Here is a 16,632-nt window from a genome sequence, read left to right as displayed (position 1 = left end):
ATGCTCGCGACTGACGGCAAGCAATCAGTCGGCCGTTATGGCCGCGCAGCGGCCGCTCGCAGCGACAATTTGATCCAAAGCAAAAGAGGCGGCCGCGCGATTGCAGGCCGCCCCTTTTGTTTCGTTATGGCTGCCCGGACCAGGCGGAATCGTCCGCCAGTTCGATAACCGCGTTATTTGGTGCCAGAGGACTGACCGAGCAATTGTTCGATCGTGTAAAGTCGCCCGGTCTTCATCACCTTGCGCACCTTGCTGGCGTTGCGGATATCTTCCAGCGGATTGCCCTCGACGAAGACGAGGTCGGCGATCTTGCCCACCTCGACGGTGCCGAGATCCTTGTTCACGCCAACGAGTTCGGCCGGAACAGCGGTCGCGCTGCGCAGCGCCTCGAACGGGGTGAGGCCGGCCTTCACCTCCTGCACCAGTTCATTATGCGTGTTGATGCCGATCGGGGTGAAGGGCGAATCCGTCCCCACCACGATCTTGCCGCCGGCGTGGAAGATCTTCGCGATCGACTGGCGGATGTTATTGGCCAGCACTTCCGCGCCGGGGCCGTTGGCGAAGCTCATGATCGATCCCTCGCGTACCCATACCGGCTGCAGCGCCCAGCGAGCCTTGGCGATCGTGGGATCGTGATCGACCAGTTCTGCGGTCGGCGTGAACAGCGAGATTGTTGGCGTCACCGTCATCCCCGAATTGGCGATGATCTTGACCGAATCCTCATAAGAGATGTTGAGCTGGCTGGCCTTTTCCGAATATCCGCGCCCGGCCCCATTGCCGTCGAGATGCTCCACACTGTCACTGCCGAACAGCGCCGCCGGATAGATTTCGTGGCTGCTCACCGGAATGCCGGCTGCGTGCGCGGCGGCGACGATCTGCTGCCGCACCGGCTCGGCGGTGTGCACATAGGATTTGATCATGTCGTAATCGAGCAGCTTCGCCAGCCCGATCTGCCGATCGACCTCCCCGCGACTGGCGACCGGCGTGCCCATTTCCCAGACGGTGCGTTCGCCGTCGAGGATATAGCCGGTTACGAACATATTCGGGCCCGGCCTGCGGCCGGCGGCGATCGCCTCTTTTTCCTCGATGACGTCGCCGGGTACATTGCCTGGGCTGCGGATCGTGGTGATGCCATAGGCAAGGTAGAGCCGCCCGAAACTCGATCCATATTCCTTGATGAGATGAACGTGCATGTCCATCAGGCCGGGCATGACCGTCAGGTTCGATGCGTCGATGAAGCGCCCCTGCACGGGCTGGGTGCCGTGCGGCGTGATCGATCGGATGCGGCTGCCGTCGATCACGATATCCATGTCGCGGCGCGCCTGATCCTTTACGCCATCGACCAGCATGCCGGCGCGGATCGTTGTCACGCCTTCGCCGCGCGCGGCTGTCCATTGCAAGGGCAGCGCGACCTTGCGCGCTGCGCCGCCCGCTACTGGCATAAGCTGCATATGGCCGCCGGTGTTGATGAGGAGCGTTCGGGAATCCGCGCTCCAGCTCAGCCCGGTGGGGATAGTGTCGGATAGCTTGCGCGGCACGCCGGCCGGGCTGCCGTCTGGGCCCGCGGGCTGGACGTAGAGCGCGCTATCCATCTGATAGGCGTAGAGCTTGCCGTCCGGTGACAGCACGGGCCCGTCTCCGGAGCGGTTGCCGACCGACTTGCCCGGCACCAGCGACACGGCGCGCGCCTTGCCCGCGCCGTCGGCCGGGACTATCGACAGTTCGTTGTAGCCGCCGACAACATAGGATTGCGAATCCGATGCATTGCGCAAAGTGGAGACGATCAGCGACTTTCCGTCCGGCGTGAAGGCTGGATAGCCGGGGCTGGAGCCGCCTTCCTTGATCTCCCGGCTTTGCTTAGTCACGAGGTCAATAACGCGGACCAATTCGGTATAGGCGCCCGATGCATCGACATATACGATGCTCTTGCCGTCCGGCGACCAGGCGGGGCGCATCTCCGCGCCCGGCGCGCTGGTCAGTCGCTCGTGGCGGCCGGATGCGAGGTCGGCGATCCACAGGTCGAGCGAGCCTTCGCGATCGCTCGCATAGACGATCTTGTCGCCTTTCGGGGACCATGACGGGTCGACTACGACATAGGGGCCGCCGTCTGTCAGCTTGCGCGGCCTGCCACCGACCGGCATCAGCCACAGATCGCCAAGCGCGGTGAACGTCACCTGCTTGCCATCGGGCGAGAGCATCGCCCGCTGCACCCCGATCACCGGACGCGCGGTGCGGGAATCGAGCACCACGTGGCGCTTGGCGTAATCGGGTTTGCTGACCTTGATCGCGGCGGTGAAGGGGACAATTTGCTCGCCGCCGCCATCGAGCTTGCGACGGTTGAGCTTGCCGTTGGCGGCGTACAGCAACTCGCCGCTAGGGAGCCATGCCGCGCGGAACGGGTGAATATCTTCCCCGTCGATCAGCGGCTTATCGTCCTTCATCAATACGGCCTTGCCCTCGGCGATGCGCGCCCACAGCACATCCTTGCCGTCTGCCGTCCAAGTCGGCGTGCCGATCGGCACGTTCATGCCAAACGCCATCACATTGGCCTTGGCGGCGAGAGTTTCCCGCCCCTGCATATCGGCGACATAGATGCCGGTCGCACCCATGCGATCCGAGGCGTAAGCGATGCGGGTGCCGTCCGGTGACCAGCTCGCGCGGCTGTTGCCGCCTAGGCCGTTGCTCAGCTTCCTTACGCTGCCGTCGGCGATGTTGCGTGCCCAGATGTCGAACTTGCCGTCGCGGTTCGAGGTAAAGGCGAGCCATTTGCCGTCGGGCGACCATGCCGGCTCTCGCGCCTCATACGGCTCGGTGGAGAACGGGTGCGCCTGCGTTCCGTCCGGCGCGATCAGCCAGATGCGATAATGGCCGTCGCGGTTCGACTGGAAAGCGATCCATTTACCATCGGGCGACCAGCTCGGCTGGCGCCCGTCATAAAGCGCATCCGTGATCGGCGTTGCCGCCCCGCCAGTCGCCGGCATGACATAGAGTACGCCCTGGAGATCGAGCACGATGCGCTGGGCATCGGGCGACAGCGCGAAGGCGAGATGGGTTCCTTCGGACACATTGATCGATACCGCTGCCGCCGCGTGCGCCTGCGCGATCAGGGTCGGCGCAGCCAATTGGGCGAGCGCGAGCAGACTGGCCCCGATCATCCGATTCACCTTCATCAATGCGCCTCTCTTGCAATCGCTTTGTCTATTGCCTCTCGGGGGAGGTGTGTCACTCAGACAGCACGGATATTGTTTGTTGTCAAATTATAACACTACGGGAGAAATCAACCCCGCTTTCGTGAGAAAAATTGCGCACTAGCGAGGGATGATATCCGCAAGTGCGTGATATATAGCGGTTATTTCTTCCTGGCTTTCCGCGGAAAAACAAGTTGGCAAACAAACAAAATTTGTTGACGCGGAGAAAGCCGGATCATAGCGTTGTGGCGGGAGAATACACTGCCGCCGCAGCCTGAAGGGGGCGGGCCAGATGGGGAGGAGCGACTCATGTTGCGCATCGATTCCACGCTTAGGATTACAGCATCGATATTAGCGCTGGTGGCTTGCGCCCCGGCGTTTGCGCAGGCGAACAATGCCGCGCCACCGGCCAATTCCACCGCGCAGGCGGCCGATCAGAACGGCGGCATCCAGGATATCATCGTCACCGCGACCAAGCAGGCGGAGGCGTTGAGCAAGGTACCGATCAGCATCGCCGCGATCACTCAGGATCAGATGGATCAGCAGTCGGTCCGCACCTTCCGCGATATCGCCACGTTGACACCGGGCGTCACCTTCACGCCGGGCACGCACGGCAATGGCGCATCGAGCGATGTGTCGATCCGCGGCATTTCCTCGGGCTCCGGCACCGCGACGGTAGGCGTTTATATCGACGAGACGCCGGTGCAGGTGCGTCCCAGCGGCAATTACGATTCGAGCAACCCCTATCCGCGCATCTTCGATCTCGACCGGGTGGAGATTCTGCGCGGTCCGCAGGGCACGCTGTTCGGCGCGGGTTCGGAGGGCGGCACGATCCGCTTCATCACGCCGGAGCCGAGCCTAGAGAAATACAGCGTCTATGGGCGCAGCGAAATGGCGATGACCAAAGGCGGCGATCCCAGCTACGAAGCTGGCGTCGCGGTCGGCGGTCCGATCGTCGAGGACAAGCTTGGCTTCCGCGTGAGCGTATGGGCGCGCCACGATGGCGGCTTTGTCGACAAGGTCGACTGGTACGATCAGCGCGACGTTGCGAAGAATGTCGACTGGAGCAACGCACTGGTCGCGCGCGCCGCGCTGAAGTGGCAGCCCACGCCGAACGTCACCATCTCGCCTGCGATCTTCTACCAGAAATCGCATGCCAACGATTCGTCGGTGTTCTGGGAGGCGTATTCGAATCCGAGCCAGAACAAGTTCGTTACCGCCAATCAGGTCCGCGCACCCAACGACGACACCTTCTGGTTGCCTTCGCTGAAGGTGAATATCGATACCGGGCCGGTGACGATCGTATCGGACACGTCATATCTCCACCGTAACAACAACAATATTTATGATTCGACCACGCTGGACATTTCGTCGTTCACGTCGATCTTCGGTCACCCGGTTGATACCATTCCGCCTCCCGCCGCACTGCGCAACGTCTATTCGCCAGCCTATCTGACTGCGGGGCAGCGCACTTTCACGCAGGAATTCCGGTTGCAGAGTAGCAACCCGAATGCGCGCATCACTTGGGTACTCGGTGCTTATTACCAGCACGCCAAGCAGGTGAGTTCCTATGACGTGCAGAGCACGTTCATCAACCAGATCCTGAGTTATGCGATCGGTTTTCCGGTGACGATCGGGCAGATTTTCGGCACCGATCTCTATAAGGGCCGGTTCCTGCTCTATTCGGAAGGGTCGCTGGTCGATGAGGAACTGGCCGGATTCGGGCAGGTTAATTTCAAGCTGACCGATACGCTGACGGTCACGGCCGGTGCGCGCGCCTCGAAGCTGACCTATAACAGCAGCGGTTTCTCTGCCGGCCCGGTCGCTGGCGGAGCGGGCACGACCAATACGTCCCACGCCTCCGCCAGCCCCGTGACGCCGAAGTTCGGCGTGTCATGGCAAGCTACGCCGGACACGATGATCTACGCCTCCGCTGCCAAGGGTTTCCGCCCCGGTTCTTCGACCAGCCAGGTTTCCAGCCAGTGCGGGCCCGATCTCGCCGCGCTGGGCTTCACCTCCGCGCCGCGCCAGATCAAGCCGGATTCGGTGTGGAGTTATGAAGCGGGCGCGAAGACCAAGATGTTCGGCGGCCGGCTGGTCATGGATGGCAGCGTCTATCGGGTCGACTGGACCGACATTCAGTCGGGCCTGACGCTGCCGAACTGCAACACGCCGTTCGCCGCCAATTTCGGCAATGCGCGCAGCCAGGGTTTCGACCTGCAGGTCAACGCCAAGGTTGGCGACGGCTTCACGCTCGGCGCGGCGGTCGGCTATTCCGATGCGCATTATACCACCGCGACGGTGGGTGCGGGCGGGATCGTCGTCCGCCCGAAGGGCGAGCCGCTGCCGATCGCGCCGTGGCAGGTCTCGCTCAACGGTCAATATGATTTCCAGGCGTTCTACCGCGACGCCTATGTCCATGCCGATTATCAATATCTTTCGCACAACAATACGCCGCTGCCCAACGTGCCGAGCGTGGACCCGACGATCCCGCGCGCGCCGGCATCGAACAATGTCAATTTCCGCGTTGGCATGAAGTTCGATCGGCTCGATCTGTCGATTTTTGGGCAGAATATCCTGAACCAGCATCCGGAATACGGCATCTATCGGGATTCGCTGACCACTAAGAACTATCGCGCGGTCACGGTGCGGCCGGTCACTTTCGGTGTCACGGGCGTCTATCGTTACTGACGACGACGATCCTGGGCCGCGCCGAAAGCGTGGCCCATATTTTTTGGTGGGGGAGGACGTGATGCGCGCATGGCTACTGGCGATGGCGTTGCTGGGCTCGAGCAGTCTTGCGGCGCCCGTGCGGGAGGCGCGGATTATTTCCTATGTCACGGAAGAGGGAACGGATTTTTCGATCAATCCGTCGCCCGCTGATGGTTCGCTGCTGATCGATCTTCAAGGTAGTCTGTGGAGCATATCCGCAACGGGCGGTGAGGCGCGCCGCCTGACCACCGACCTGTTCGAGGCGATGCACCCGAGCTGGTCGCCTGACGGGCGGCAGATCGCGGTGGAATCCTATGCCGACGGCATGTGGCATATCTGGATTCTCTCCGCCGACGGAAAACAGCGCCGCCAGCTCACCTCTGGCGCGTTTGACGATACTTTCCCGCGCTGGTCGCCGGACGGGAAGACAATCGCCTTTCTCTCCGCGCGCGATGGAAAAGCGGGTATCTGGCTGGCCGATCCGGGCAGCGTCGACCTCCGCCGCGTTCCGGCGAGCGGGCTGGCGATGCCGCAGGCGCTGAACTGGACGGCGGGCGGCGCATTGCTGCTCGCCGACATGGGCCGGCTGAAGCGCGTGTCGCTCGATGGCAGGGTGGAGGCGCTCGACGCGATGTGTGAGCAAGGCACGGCGACCGCCCCGGCGCTGTCGCCATCGGGCAAGCGCCTCGCCTATGTTTGCGCGGGCGCGGACTATGGGCGGCTGATGCTCCGCGACGAGACGGGGAAATCGCGCGTGATCGGCGCAGCGACCGACGTGTTCCCGCTCGCCCCCGCATGGCGATCCGAAGATCGTCTGCTCTACAGTGGAACCGGCAAGATCCATTCGTTGAATGTCTTGAGCGGTATGGATGCGGTGGTGCCGTTCCGCGCCAAATTCCGGCTCCAGCGCGCGGGATATCAGCGCAAACGCTATGATTTCGACGATGCCGCCGCGCATGCGGTGAAGGGCATCGTCGCGCCGTCGCTCTCGCCCGACGGCAAGCGGATCGTGTTCAAAGCGCTCAACGATTTGTGGCTCGTCGATCTTAACGGCAACGCGCGCCGGCTGACCGACGATGCATTTTACGAGAACGATCCGGTATGGGCGCCGGACGGCCGCTCGATCGCCTATGTGACGGATGCTTCCGGCATCGCGCAATTGTGGACGATGGACGTAGCGAGTGGGGGCAAGCGGCGGATCGGCCGATCCGCGCACGCCAATGTGGCGCCCGCCTGGTCGCCGGACGGCAAACAGATCGCCTATCAGACTGAAACAGGCGAAACCCGCACCATCGATGTCGCGAGCGGCGCGGACCGCGCGCTCGTGCCCGCGCTCGATTTCCCGAGCCGGCCGACATGGTCGGCGAACGGGCGCACGATCGCGTTCACCGCCGCCAACGACAGCCGCAACCGCATCCTGCTGGTCGATGTGGCGAGCGGCAGGCAGCGCTGGATCGACGCTACGCCCAACCGTTCGATCTCGACGCGCGGAGACGATGGGCCGATCTGGTCGCCGGATGGAAAATGGCTCGCGTTCAGTATGATGAGCCGCATCTGGGTGCTGCCGGTCGCGCCGGATGGCACCCCCACTGGCACGGCCAAACCGCTGACCAGCGAGGCGAGCGACGCGCCGAGCTGGGCGGGTGATTCACGCACAATCCTCTATCTGGCCAATGGTACGCTGAAACTGGTCGATCGTGAGACCGGGCGCACGCGCGTAGTGCCGCTGAAGCTCGATTGGAGGCAGGAGCGCGCTAAGGGTCGTATCCTTGTCCATGCCGGGCGCTTGTGGGATGGCGTGCATCCCGAGGTGCGGGAAAATGTCGATATCCTGATCGAAGGGAACCGCATCGCTCGCATCGTGCCGCATGGACCGCACGAAAATGCCGGGCGCGTGATCGACGCATCGAACCTGACGGTTACGCCCGGCCTGTTCGAGATGCACAACCACCAGCAGCTTCGATCGAAATATCTCGGTGACCGGCAGGGGCGGATGTGGCTCGCTTATGGCATCACCTCAACGCGTTCGACCGGCGATCCGGTCTATCGCGCGCTTGAGGACCGCGAAGCGCTCGCATCGGGCGCGCGGATCGGGCCGCGCCATTTCATGACGGGGGAAATGCTGGAAGGGTCGCGCCCAATGTGGTCTTTCTCGCGACCGATCGAGGATCAGGCGCAGCTCGATCTGGAATTGTCGCGCGCGGAGGCGCTCGGTTATGACGTGATCAAGACCTACATGCGCTTCCGTTCGGACTGGCAGGCGCAGGTCGCCGAGCGCGCGCATCGGCGGATGGGCGTGTCGGTCACGTCGCATTTCGCTTACCCCGGCATCGCGCATGGCGTGGACGGGGAGGAGCATTTCGTCGGCCCGACGCGCTGGACCAATGGCTTTCCGCATCTGTTTCGCGGCGGCGTTTATGACGATATTTTCCAGGCGCTTGAGAAATCCGGCATCGAAATCACCACTACCAATTTTGCCGGGCGGCAGGAATTGCTGGAACTGCCCGGCCTTCCTGGCGATCCGCGCATCGCGGCGCTCTATCCTGCGTGGGAACAGGCCTCGCTCAAGGAATTCATGGGGTGCGCGGCGAAGACGGGCCCGTGCAATTTCTTCCTAACCCCCAATGAGGAGCAATCGCGGCTGACCGCGCAGGATCTGATCCGCGTGATCCGTGGCGGGGGCAGGGTGATGATCGGTTCGGATGCGCCGCTCGACAGCTTCACGATCAGCACCTTTCAGAACCTCTACACGCTTCAGAAATTCGGTCTTAGCCCGTTCGAAGCGCTGCGCACCGCGACGACGGTGCCTGCGCAGGCGCAAGGGGTGGAAGCCGATCTCGGTAGCGTCGAAGTGGGTAAGCTGGCCGATCTCGTCTTTGTCGAAGGGCGGCCCGACGCGGACGTTCGCGATTTGATGAAGGTGCGCAGCGTGATGAAGGCGGGGCGCTATTTCACCGTGGACGAGCTGATCGCGCCTTATGGCGCCGCCGCGCAACGTCGCGAATGATCGTCCCGCCCATAAGAGTGGGACGATTGACGCCTACCGATGCGCGCGATCAGCGCGGGATGTTGTTGGTGGAGGAACTATCCTCGGTTGAATCGCGGCCCAGTTCTTCGACAATCCGTTCGAGCAGGTGGATCAGCAGCGGCTTGTGAAAATCGCCGACAATCTCGTCAAGAATCCGATCATGCGCCTCGGCGTGAACCGCGAGCTTCTCGAGATAGTTCGTGCCCAATGCGGTCAGATTCAGGTGATAGACGCGCCGATCGACATTCGATCGCTCACGCGAGATGAAGCCGTGTTTCTCAAGGCTCTTGAGCGCGGGCGTCAGCGTCGATTTGTCGCGTCCGGTCGCATAGCTCAACGCGGTCTGGTTGAGACCGGGGTTTTCCTTGATCACCGACAGGATCGCGAAATGGCCGGGGCTCAGATCCGCTTCGCCGACACGCTTGGCGAATGCCTGGAAGGAGACATCCTGCGCGCGCCGAAGCTGGAAACCGATATAGTCTTTTAGCGGTCCCAAGGCGACATTGCCCTCCTTGCCTGCGGCCGACGGCCGATTTCGTTTTGCCATTCACGCCCCTCACAGGCGACAATCGCCAGCGGGAGCTGAGCGCTTGCGCGACACGGTTGTGCTGGCGCGAGTATAAAGGTCACTTGAGCGGCTCTCCACAAGAATCGGGGGCGCCCCCGGCGGGATCAAACAGCAGTCCGCGATCGATATCGGCGATGCGCGAGCAGCCGAGCTGCGTCATCGCGCGATCGAGTTCATCGCGCAGCATATCGATCAACGCGGCAGGGCCGCGCGCCTTCCCCATCGCAGCGACCGAATAGAGAAAGGCGCGGCCGAGCAGAACGAAGTCGGCGCCCAGCGCCAGACAGCGTGCGATATCCTCGCCGCATTTTACGCCGCCATCCACGATCAGCGGCACCCGGCCGCCGATAGCGGCGCGGATCGGGGCGATCATCTCCACTGGCGCGGGGCTGGCATCCAATTGGCGGCCGCCATGATTGGATATGCCGATCGCGTCTATGCCGATCGCGACTGCGCGCTGCGCATCGTCGGGCCGAAGCACCCCTTTCAGCACCAGCTTGCGCGGCCAGCGCTCGCGGATTTTCGTCAGCAAATCCCAGTCGAGCCGCGCCGAGCTTTGCCCGGCCATCAGTTCGGCGAGCGATTGCGTGGAGCTGCCCGGCGACGAATATGCCTCCAGATTGGCGAAGCGCGGCGCCCCGCCCGTGGCAATGGCCAGCGCCCAGCCCGGATGGCGCATCAGATCGAACGCCATGCCCATACTCGGCTTAAGCGGCAGGGTGAAGCGGTTGCGCAGATCGCGCAATCGTTTGCCGGGCGCTGGCACGTCGGCGGTGACGATCAGCGCGGGATAGCCGGCGGCCTCGGCGCGGCGCAGCAGATCGTCGGTGATGGCCGAATCGCGCCCGACATAAAGCTGGAACCAGCTTCGTGGTGCAACCTCGGCAATCGTCTCCAAGGGGGTGGTGGCTGCGGTTGAGAGAGTGTAGCCGATTTCGGCGTGCGCGGCGGCGCTGGCGAGCGCGAGATCGGTGCCGGGGCGCACCAGATTCGCCATCCCGATCGGGGCGATGCCGAACGGCGCCGCGAATTGCTGGCCGAGCAAATTGGTGGTCAGATCACGCGTGGTCGCGCCGGTCAGCACGCGCGGGAGCAGGCGGATTTCGTCGAGCGCGGCGGCGTTGCGCGCGAGCGCTCGCTCACGCAGCGCGCCGCCGTCGATGAAATCGAACGCAAACCTTGGCAATCGCCGCTGCGCCATGCGGCGCATCGTTTCGAAATCACACGGAATGTTGGTGTCTGCCGCCATTGGCGCAGGCTTACCGCCCAACAACGGGCTTGACAACATGGTTTGTCATCCAACTATATATGGCAACGAAATTTGAGAGGGGAGGGGCGCATGAACGCCGCTGATACCGGTGAAGTCGGGCGCAGGATCGGCCCCCGGCTGTTGTTGGCTTCGACCACGGGGCTGGTGTTGCTCGCCGCGCCGCTGATGCTGCTTGGTTGCGGCAATTCGGCCGTCCAGTCCGGCAACGCGAGCGAGGCGGCTGAGGTCGCCCCCGGCGGCGAGTTGAGCGGCGGCCGTCCCAAATTCGGCCCGCCGGCCGGCATGAAGCTGTTCCAGGAAAATTGCGCCGCCTGCCATACCGAAAAGGGCATGGAGATGGGCGGTCGCGCGGTGCCCAACCTGGCCACGCTGCGCTCGATGTCGCCGGAACGCATCTTTGACGTGATGCTCAACGGAAAGATGAAAGAGCAGGCCGCCGGGCTGGATCGCGTGCAGAAGAAGCAGGTGGCGGAGTTTCTCGGCGGCCGTCCGATGATGGATGCCGCCGGCACCGACGTGAAGGCGATGAGCAACCTCTGCAAGGCCAACCCGGAATTTGCGCTGCGGGCAGGAGACTGGAACGGCTGGAGCCCACAGGGGAGCAACGCGCGGTTCCAGAATGCCGGTGGCCTTGCAGCGGGCGACGTGCCGAAGCTGAAGCTGAAATGGGCGTTCGGCGTGCCACAGGCTGCGAGCCTGTTCTCCCAGCCGGCGGCTGCGGGCGGTCGACTGTTCTTCGGCAGCGACAATGGCACGGTTTACGGCATCGATGCCGATAGCGGCTGCGCTTACTGGTCGTTCCACGGCGATGGCGGCATCCGCACCGCGCCGGTGGTGCAGCCTGTGACGGGCCAGAAGGAAAAGTTCGCGGTCATCTTCGCCAGCCAGTCGGGCACGGTCTTCGCGGTCGGCGCGCGCACCGGGCAATTGTTGTGGAAGATGAAACCATCGAACGATCCGCATGGCCTGACCGGATCGATCGGCGCATGGGGCGGGCGCGTCTATGTGCCCTTCACCGGCACGGAGACGATGGCCGGCGCCAATCCAAAATATGAATGCTGCAAATCGAGCGGCGGCGTCGCATCGATCGACGCCAGCACGGGCAAGCTCGTGTGGTACGCCTCGTCGATCCAGGAACCGATCGTTTCGCGCGGCAAGAACGAGATCGGCGTACCGATGTGGGGGCCGTCCGGCGCGAGCGTGTGGAACACGCCGACGATCGATCCGAAGCGCAAGCTGATCTATTTCGGCACCGGCAACAGCTATAACGAGCCGGCGGCAGCGACATCGGACTCGATCGTCGCGATCGACATGGAAACCGGCAAGATCCGCTGGCACCATCAGGAAATCGCGGGCGACGCGTTCGCGCTCGGCTGCCCGGATACCGCGCCGGCGGGGAACCATTGCCCCACAAAGATCGGGCCGGACTGGGATTTCGGCGGCTCGTCGGTGATCCTGAAGACGCTGCCCAATGGCAAAGACGTGGTGATCGGCGCGGGCAAGGCCGGCGTCGCCGTTGCGGTCGATCCGGATCAGCAGGGCAAGGTGGTGTGGCGTACCAAGCTCTATGCCGATAAGCCGCCGACGGCGGACGGCCTCGTCATCTTCGGTGGCGGCGCGGACAATCGCTATGTTTATTACCCGCTCCAGCGCCCGGGCGGTGGCCTCACCGCGCTCGATCTCGCGACGGGCAAGATGGCGTGGACCACGCCGATGCGCGCCGACGGTCGCGGCCAGATCGGCCCGGCGAGCGTGATGCCGGGCATGATCTTCACCGGCGGCTGGGATGGCACGCTGCGCGCGGTCGATCCGGCGGGCAAGGTGGTGTGGACGTTCGACACCAAGCGTGAGTTCCAGACCGTCAACGGCATTCCCGGCAAGGGCGGCTCGCTCGGCCAGTCCGGCGCGGTGGTCGCGAATGGCAGGCTTTATGTCGCGTCAGGCTATGTCGGCATGCAGAACGGCTCGGCCGGCAACGTCATCCTGGCCTTCTCGCCTAAATAGGGCTTCTCTCCGGAGAGTCGGGGCCTCGTCGGCTTTCGGGCAAGCGAGGCCCCGTTTCAATCTGCGGGCAGCAAATCGCCCACCACGCGCGATTGCCCGTCGATCAGAGCGGCGATCGCGGCATCGCTGATTTCCTGATGGCTCAACCAGCGCCGGCCGTTGCCCGCCGGCTTGCTGCCCAAGCGCACGAATGCCCAATCGCGCGGCACGGGCGGCCAATGCGCGGTCCCGGAGAGGTTGCCGAGCAGGATGACCGTTCGCGCCTGGCCGAGCAGCGGCGCCAGCCATGTCAGCGCCGGGCTCGGATCGTGAAACCACAATAGCGCGTGGCGTAGTGGCCGCAGACGTGTCACCGCAGCGGTGAGGTCGCGTTCAAACGACGGGCTGTTCCAATCGATATCCAGTGGTTCGAAGCGACGATCGGTAGAGGCCGCGCGCGATGCGTGGCGAGCGGCGAGCAATGTGCGGTCGGATCGTTCCGCCAGCCAGTCCGTCGCGCGCGCCAGCATCCCGGTGCCGCCGACGACAAGCGCGTTGCCCCGGATATCGCTCATGGGGCCATTCAGTCACGCATCGGTGCCGCGCGCAAGTAAGCAAAAGCCCCGCGCGCCGGTGGGGCACGCGGGGCAATCGCTCAAGCCGGGGGAGGGGGATCAGTCGCGCGGGAGCCAGATGTCGAGCACCGCGCAGCGACCCTCTTCGCGCACCACGCGGAGCGCTTCGGTCAGTGCCTCGTCCACCTCGGCGACCTCCTTCACGGCGCGGGCGTAAGCGCCGCCCGCCGCCGCCGCGATGCCGGCATAATCCGGCGGCGGATCGAAATTGACGTCGAGATCGTCGGTATTCGCGGCATAGCCGTTCGGATGCACCGCGAGCGCGGAGAAGCGCGGCGCCTTCCACCCGCGATTGTTGAGCACGATGTGCAGGAACGGCGCCTTGTAGTGCCGCGCCATCCAGTGAACCGATGAGGGCACGGAAAACATGTATGAGCCGTCGCCCGTCACCGCGACGACCGTTTTCTCCGGCGCGGCGAGCTTGGCGCCGATCGCCGCCCCGCCGTTCCAGCCGAGCGACCCGCCCCCGCTGGCGAAGAAGGTGCCGGGATTGTCCGGCGCGATATGGTTCAAGATCTCGGGATAGTTGGTGATGCCTTCGTTGAGGACAATGCTGTCGTCGCCGAGCATCGTGCGCAGCCGCGCCATCACATGTTCGGTCGTCAGATGCTCGGCCGGCTTTTCGCGCTCGGCGAGCCACGCGGCGCGTTGCTGGTGAAGGCCGGCGAAATGATCTCGCCGCGCCGCCACGTGGGCGGAATCAACAGCCAGCGCCGCGATGCCCTGATTGAGCTGGCGCAATGCCGTCGCCGCGTCGGCGCGGAACGACTGGACGGCGGGGATATACCAGAGCGGCATCGACTGTTTGAGCGGATCGACGTCGATGTGGAAGATGCGCGCGTCGTCGCGCGGGCGGCTGACCGTGGGAATCCACGGCACGTCGCTGTCGAGCACCAGCACCACGTCCGCCTCCGCCAGCACCGCATTCTGGAACGGGTGGTTCCAGTGGCTGCCCTGATAGAGCGCATTGCTGTGCGGGAAATTGAGCGCGCTCGGCACCGATTCCAGCACGCCGACGCCCAGCGCCTCGCAGAAGCGCACCAGTTCGCCCACCGCTTCCGGGTTACGCCCGGCGAAGGAGGTGACGACGATCGGCCGTTTCGCGCCGGCGATCGCGGAGAGGATCGTCGCGACGCCTTCGGCGGGCAGCGCACCCGGCTGGACCGGTTGCCAATGCGCCATGTCGATCGTCACCGGCTCGACGGTTTCCTCCATCACCTCGCGTGCGCCGACCAGATAGACCGGACCCTTGGGATCGCTGTTGGCGAATTGCATCGCGCGATGGACGATCTGCTTGACGTTGGTTCCGGTGCGGAACTCATTGTCATATTTCATATATTCGCGGACGATGCCGCGCTGATCGTAAACATCCTGAATCCATTGGATGAATTCGTTGCGGCTGCCCTTCAATTCGCCTTCCTGCGTGAAGGGCGAGAGGCCGGCGAAGATCAGCACCGGCGCGCGCCCCTTGGCGGCATTGTGCACCGCGCCAGCGAGCGATTGCGTGCCGCATTCGACATGCACCACCACTGCCTGCGGCTTGCCGGTGACCTGCGCGAACCCCTGCGCGGCCGACAGGCCGACCATCTCGAACGGCGCGGTGATCACCTTGGGGATCTTGCGTCCGTTAGCCCGTGCTTCCGCGATCGCCTCCACCAGCGCCGGATGGTCGCTGCCGAAATTGGCGAAGATATAAGAGACGCCTGCTTCCGTCAGGGCTTCGAGGAAGGCAGTGCTCGCTGTGTACATTTCGTTATTTCCTGGTGTGAAATTTTGCTGAAGTGCGCGGCCGTCGGGCTGATCAGAACGGGTAATGCTGCTCGTCCTCGATGGTGATCCAGCGCAGATCGGTGAATTCGGCGATCGCCGCCTTGCCGCCGAAGCGGCCGTAGCCACTGTCCTTGACGCCGCCGAAGGGCATCTGGGCCTCGTCGTGCACCGTCGGGCCGTTGATGTGGCAGATGCCCGACTGGATGCGCTGCGCCGCGTTGAGCGCGCGGCGGATGTCGCGGCCGAACACGGCGGAGGACAGGCCGAATTCGGTATCGTTGGCCACCGCCACCAGCGCGTCGTCGCCTTCCGCGCGGACGATGGTGACCACCGGGCCGAACGATTCTTCGGCATAGATGCGCATCGCCGGGGTGACGTGATCGAGCACCGCCGGCTGCATCACCGGGCCATCGCTGGCACCGCCGGTAAGCAATGTCGCGCCATGCTCCACCGCGTCCGCGATCAGCTCGCTCACCTTTGCGACGGCCGCGCAGCTAACCAACGTGCCGAGCTGCGCGGCGCCATCGTCCACCCCGCTCGCGCGCAGGCTTTCGGCCTTGCGCTTCATCCTTGCGGCAAAATCGTCGGCCACCTTGGCATCGACGACGATCCGCTCGGTCGACATGCAGATCTGACCCTGATTCATGAATGCGCCGAACGCCGCGCCATCGACCGCCGCATCGAGATCGGCATCGTCGAGCACGACGAACGGGGCCTTGCCGCCAAGTTCGAGCAGCGCGGGCTTCAGATGGCGCGCGGAGACTTCGGCGATGATCCGGCCCACCTTGGTCGATCCGGTGAAGTTCACGCGGCGCACCGCGGGGTGCGCGATCAGCGCCTCCACCAGCGCGCCGGCATCGGCGGGCGCATTGGTGAGCACATTGACGACGCCTTTGGGCAGCCCTGCGTCATGCAGCACCTGCCCGATCAGCCGATGCGTGGCGGGGCAGATTTCGGACGCCTTGAGGATCACGCTATTGCCGCAGGCGAGCGGCATCGCGATCGCGCGCACCGCCAGGATCACCGGCGCGTTCCATGGCGCGATGCCAAGGCTGACGCCCGCCGCCTGTCGCACCGCCAGCGCAATCGTGCCGGGCTTGTCAGACGGGATCACCTCGCCCGAAATCTGCGTCGTCATCGCGGCCGCCTCGCGCAATATCCCGGCGGCGAGCTTGACGTTGAACGCCGCCCAGCCGCGCGTCGCGCCGATTTCGGCCCGCATCAACGCGGCGAATTCGTCCCCCCGCGCGGCGAGCGCATCGGCGGCGCGCAGCAACAGGTCACGCCGCGCGTTCGGCCCCATTTTCGACCATGCGGGGAAGGCGCGTCTGGCCGCCTCGCACGCGCGGCGCGCGTCATCCAGCGTGGCGGCGGCGGCGGTCGTCGCCACGCGTTGGCCGGCGGGATCGAGCCGCTCGAACGTGGCATTGCCGGTGGCGGCGACGCTTTCGCCGTCGATCAGCAATTGGACGGTCATC

9 protein-coding genes are annotated in these 16,632 nt (G+C 64.3%); 3 read left to right on the top strand and 6 right to left on the bottom strand.

The genetic code is table 11. The features are described from left to right. Positions 1-173: 173 nt before the first annotated feature. Positions 174-3,170 (bottom strand): amidohydrolase family protein, encoded by a 2,997-nt coding sequence (locus P0Y64_03880; protein WEK43978.1) that lies wholly within the window; start codon positions 3,168-3,170, stop codon positions 174-176. Positions 3,171-3,497: 327 nt separating this feature from the next. On the opposite strand from P0Y64_03880, the gene P0Y64_03875 reads away from it, so the two are divergent. Then, the gene (locus P0Y64_03875; GenBank protein WEK43977.1) at positions 3,498-5,879 is read left to right on the top strand and encodes a TonB-dependent receptor; all 2,382 of its coding nucleotides are present in this window, start codon (positions 3,498-3,500) and stop codon (positions 5,877-5,879) included. Positions 5,880-5,940: 61 nt separating this feature from the next. Then, positions 5,941-8,907, top strand: a complete 2,967-nt coding sequence (locus tag P0Y64_03870; protein WEK43976.1) for an amidohydrolase family protein — start codon at positions 5,941-5,943, stop codon at positions 8,905-8,907. A gap of 49 nt (positions 8,908-8,956) precedes the next feature. Here P0Y64_03870 and P0Y64_03865 read toward each other — a convergent pair whose 3' ends face one another. Together P0Y64_03865 and P0Y64_03860 are read right to left on the bottom strand one after the other, a co-directional pair. Then, complete coding sequence (locus P0Y64_03865) at positions 8,957-9,475, bottom strand: MarR family transcriptional regulator (GenBank protein WEK43975.1); 519 nt, start codon at positions 9,473-9,475, stop codon at positions 8,957-8,959. Positions 9,476-9,554: 79 nt separating this feature from the next. Beyond that, the gene (locus P0Y64_03860) at positions 9,555-10,745 is read right to left on the bottom strand and encodes an alpha-hydroxy acid oxidase (protein WEK43974.1); all 1,191 of its coding nucleotides are present in this window, start codon (positions 10,743-10,745) and stop codon (positions 9,555-9,557) included. Between the two features lie 90 nt (positions 10,746-10,835). Here P0Y64_03860 and P0Y64_03855 point away from each other — a divergent pair, with 90 nt between their 5' ends. Beyond that, a complete protein-coding gene (locus P0Y64_03855; protein ID WEK43973.1) occupies positions 10,836-12,770 on the top strand; it encodes a PQQ-binding-like beta-propeller repeat protein in 1,935 nt (644 codons plus the stop codon). Between the two features lie 56 nt (positions 12,771-12,826). Here P0Y64_03855 and P0Y64_03850 read toward each other — a convergent pair whose 3' ends face one another. From P0Y64_03850 to P0Y64_03840, 3 genes are all read right to left on the bottom strand, one after another. Next, positions 12,827-13,324 carry a hypothetical protein gene (locus P0Y64_03850; GenBank protein WEK43972.1) on the bottom strand — a complete coding sequence of 166 codons (498 nt, stop codon included), beginning with the start codon at positions 13,322-13,324 and terminating at the stop codon, positions 12,827-12,829. Between the two features lie 99 nt (positions 13,325-13,423). Continuing rightward, on the bottom strand, positions 13,424-15,133 hold the full coding sequence (locus P0Y64_03845; GenBank protein WEK43971.1) for a thiamine pyrophosphate-requiring protein: 1,710 nt from the start codon (positions 15,131-15,133) through the stop codon (positions 13,424-13,426). A gap of 52 nt (positions 15,134-15,185) precedes the next feature. Then, the gene (locus tag P0Y64_03840; GenBank protein WEK43970.1) at positions 15,186-16,631 is read right to left on the bottom strand and encodes an aldehyde dehydrogenase; all 1,446 of its coding nucleotides are present in this window, start codon (positions 16,629-16,631) and stop codon (positions 15,186-15,188) included. Position 16,632 lies beyond the last annotated feature (1 nt).

Origin of the sequence: Candidatus Sphingomonas colombiensis, assembly GCA_029202845.1 — a bacterium.
GTDB lineage: Bacteria > Pseudomonadota > Alphaproteobacteria > Sphingomonadales > Sphingomonadaceae > Sphingomonas > Sphingomonas colombiensis.
Note: the sequence above shows the minus strand (reverse complement) of the source record. Positions and strands in the feature narration are given on the sequence as shown.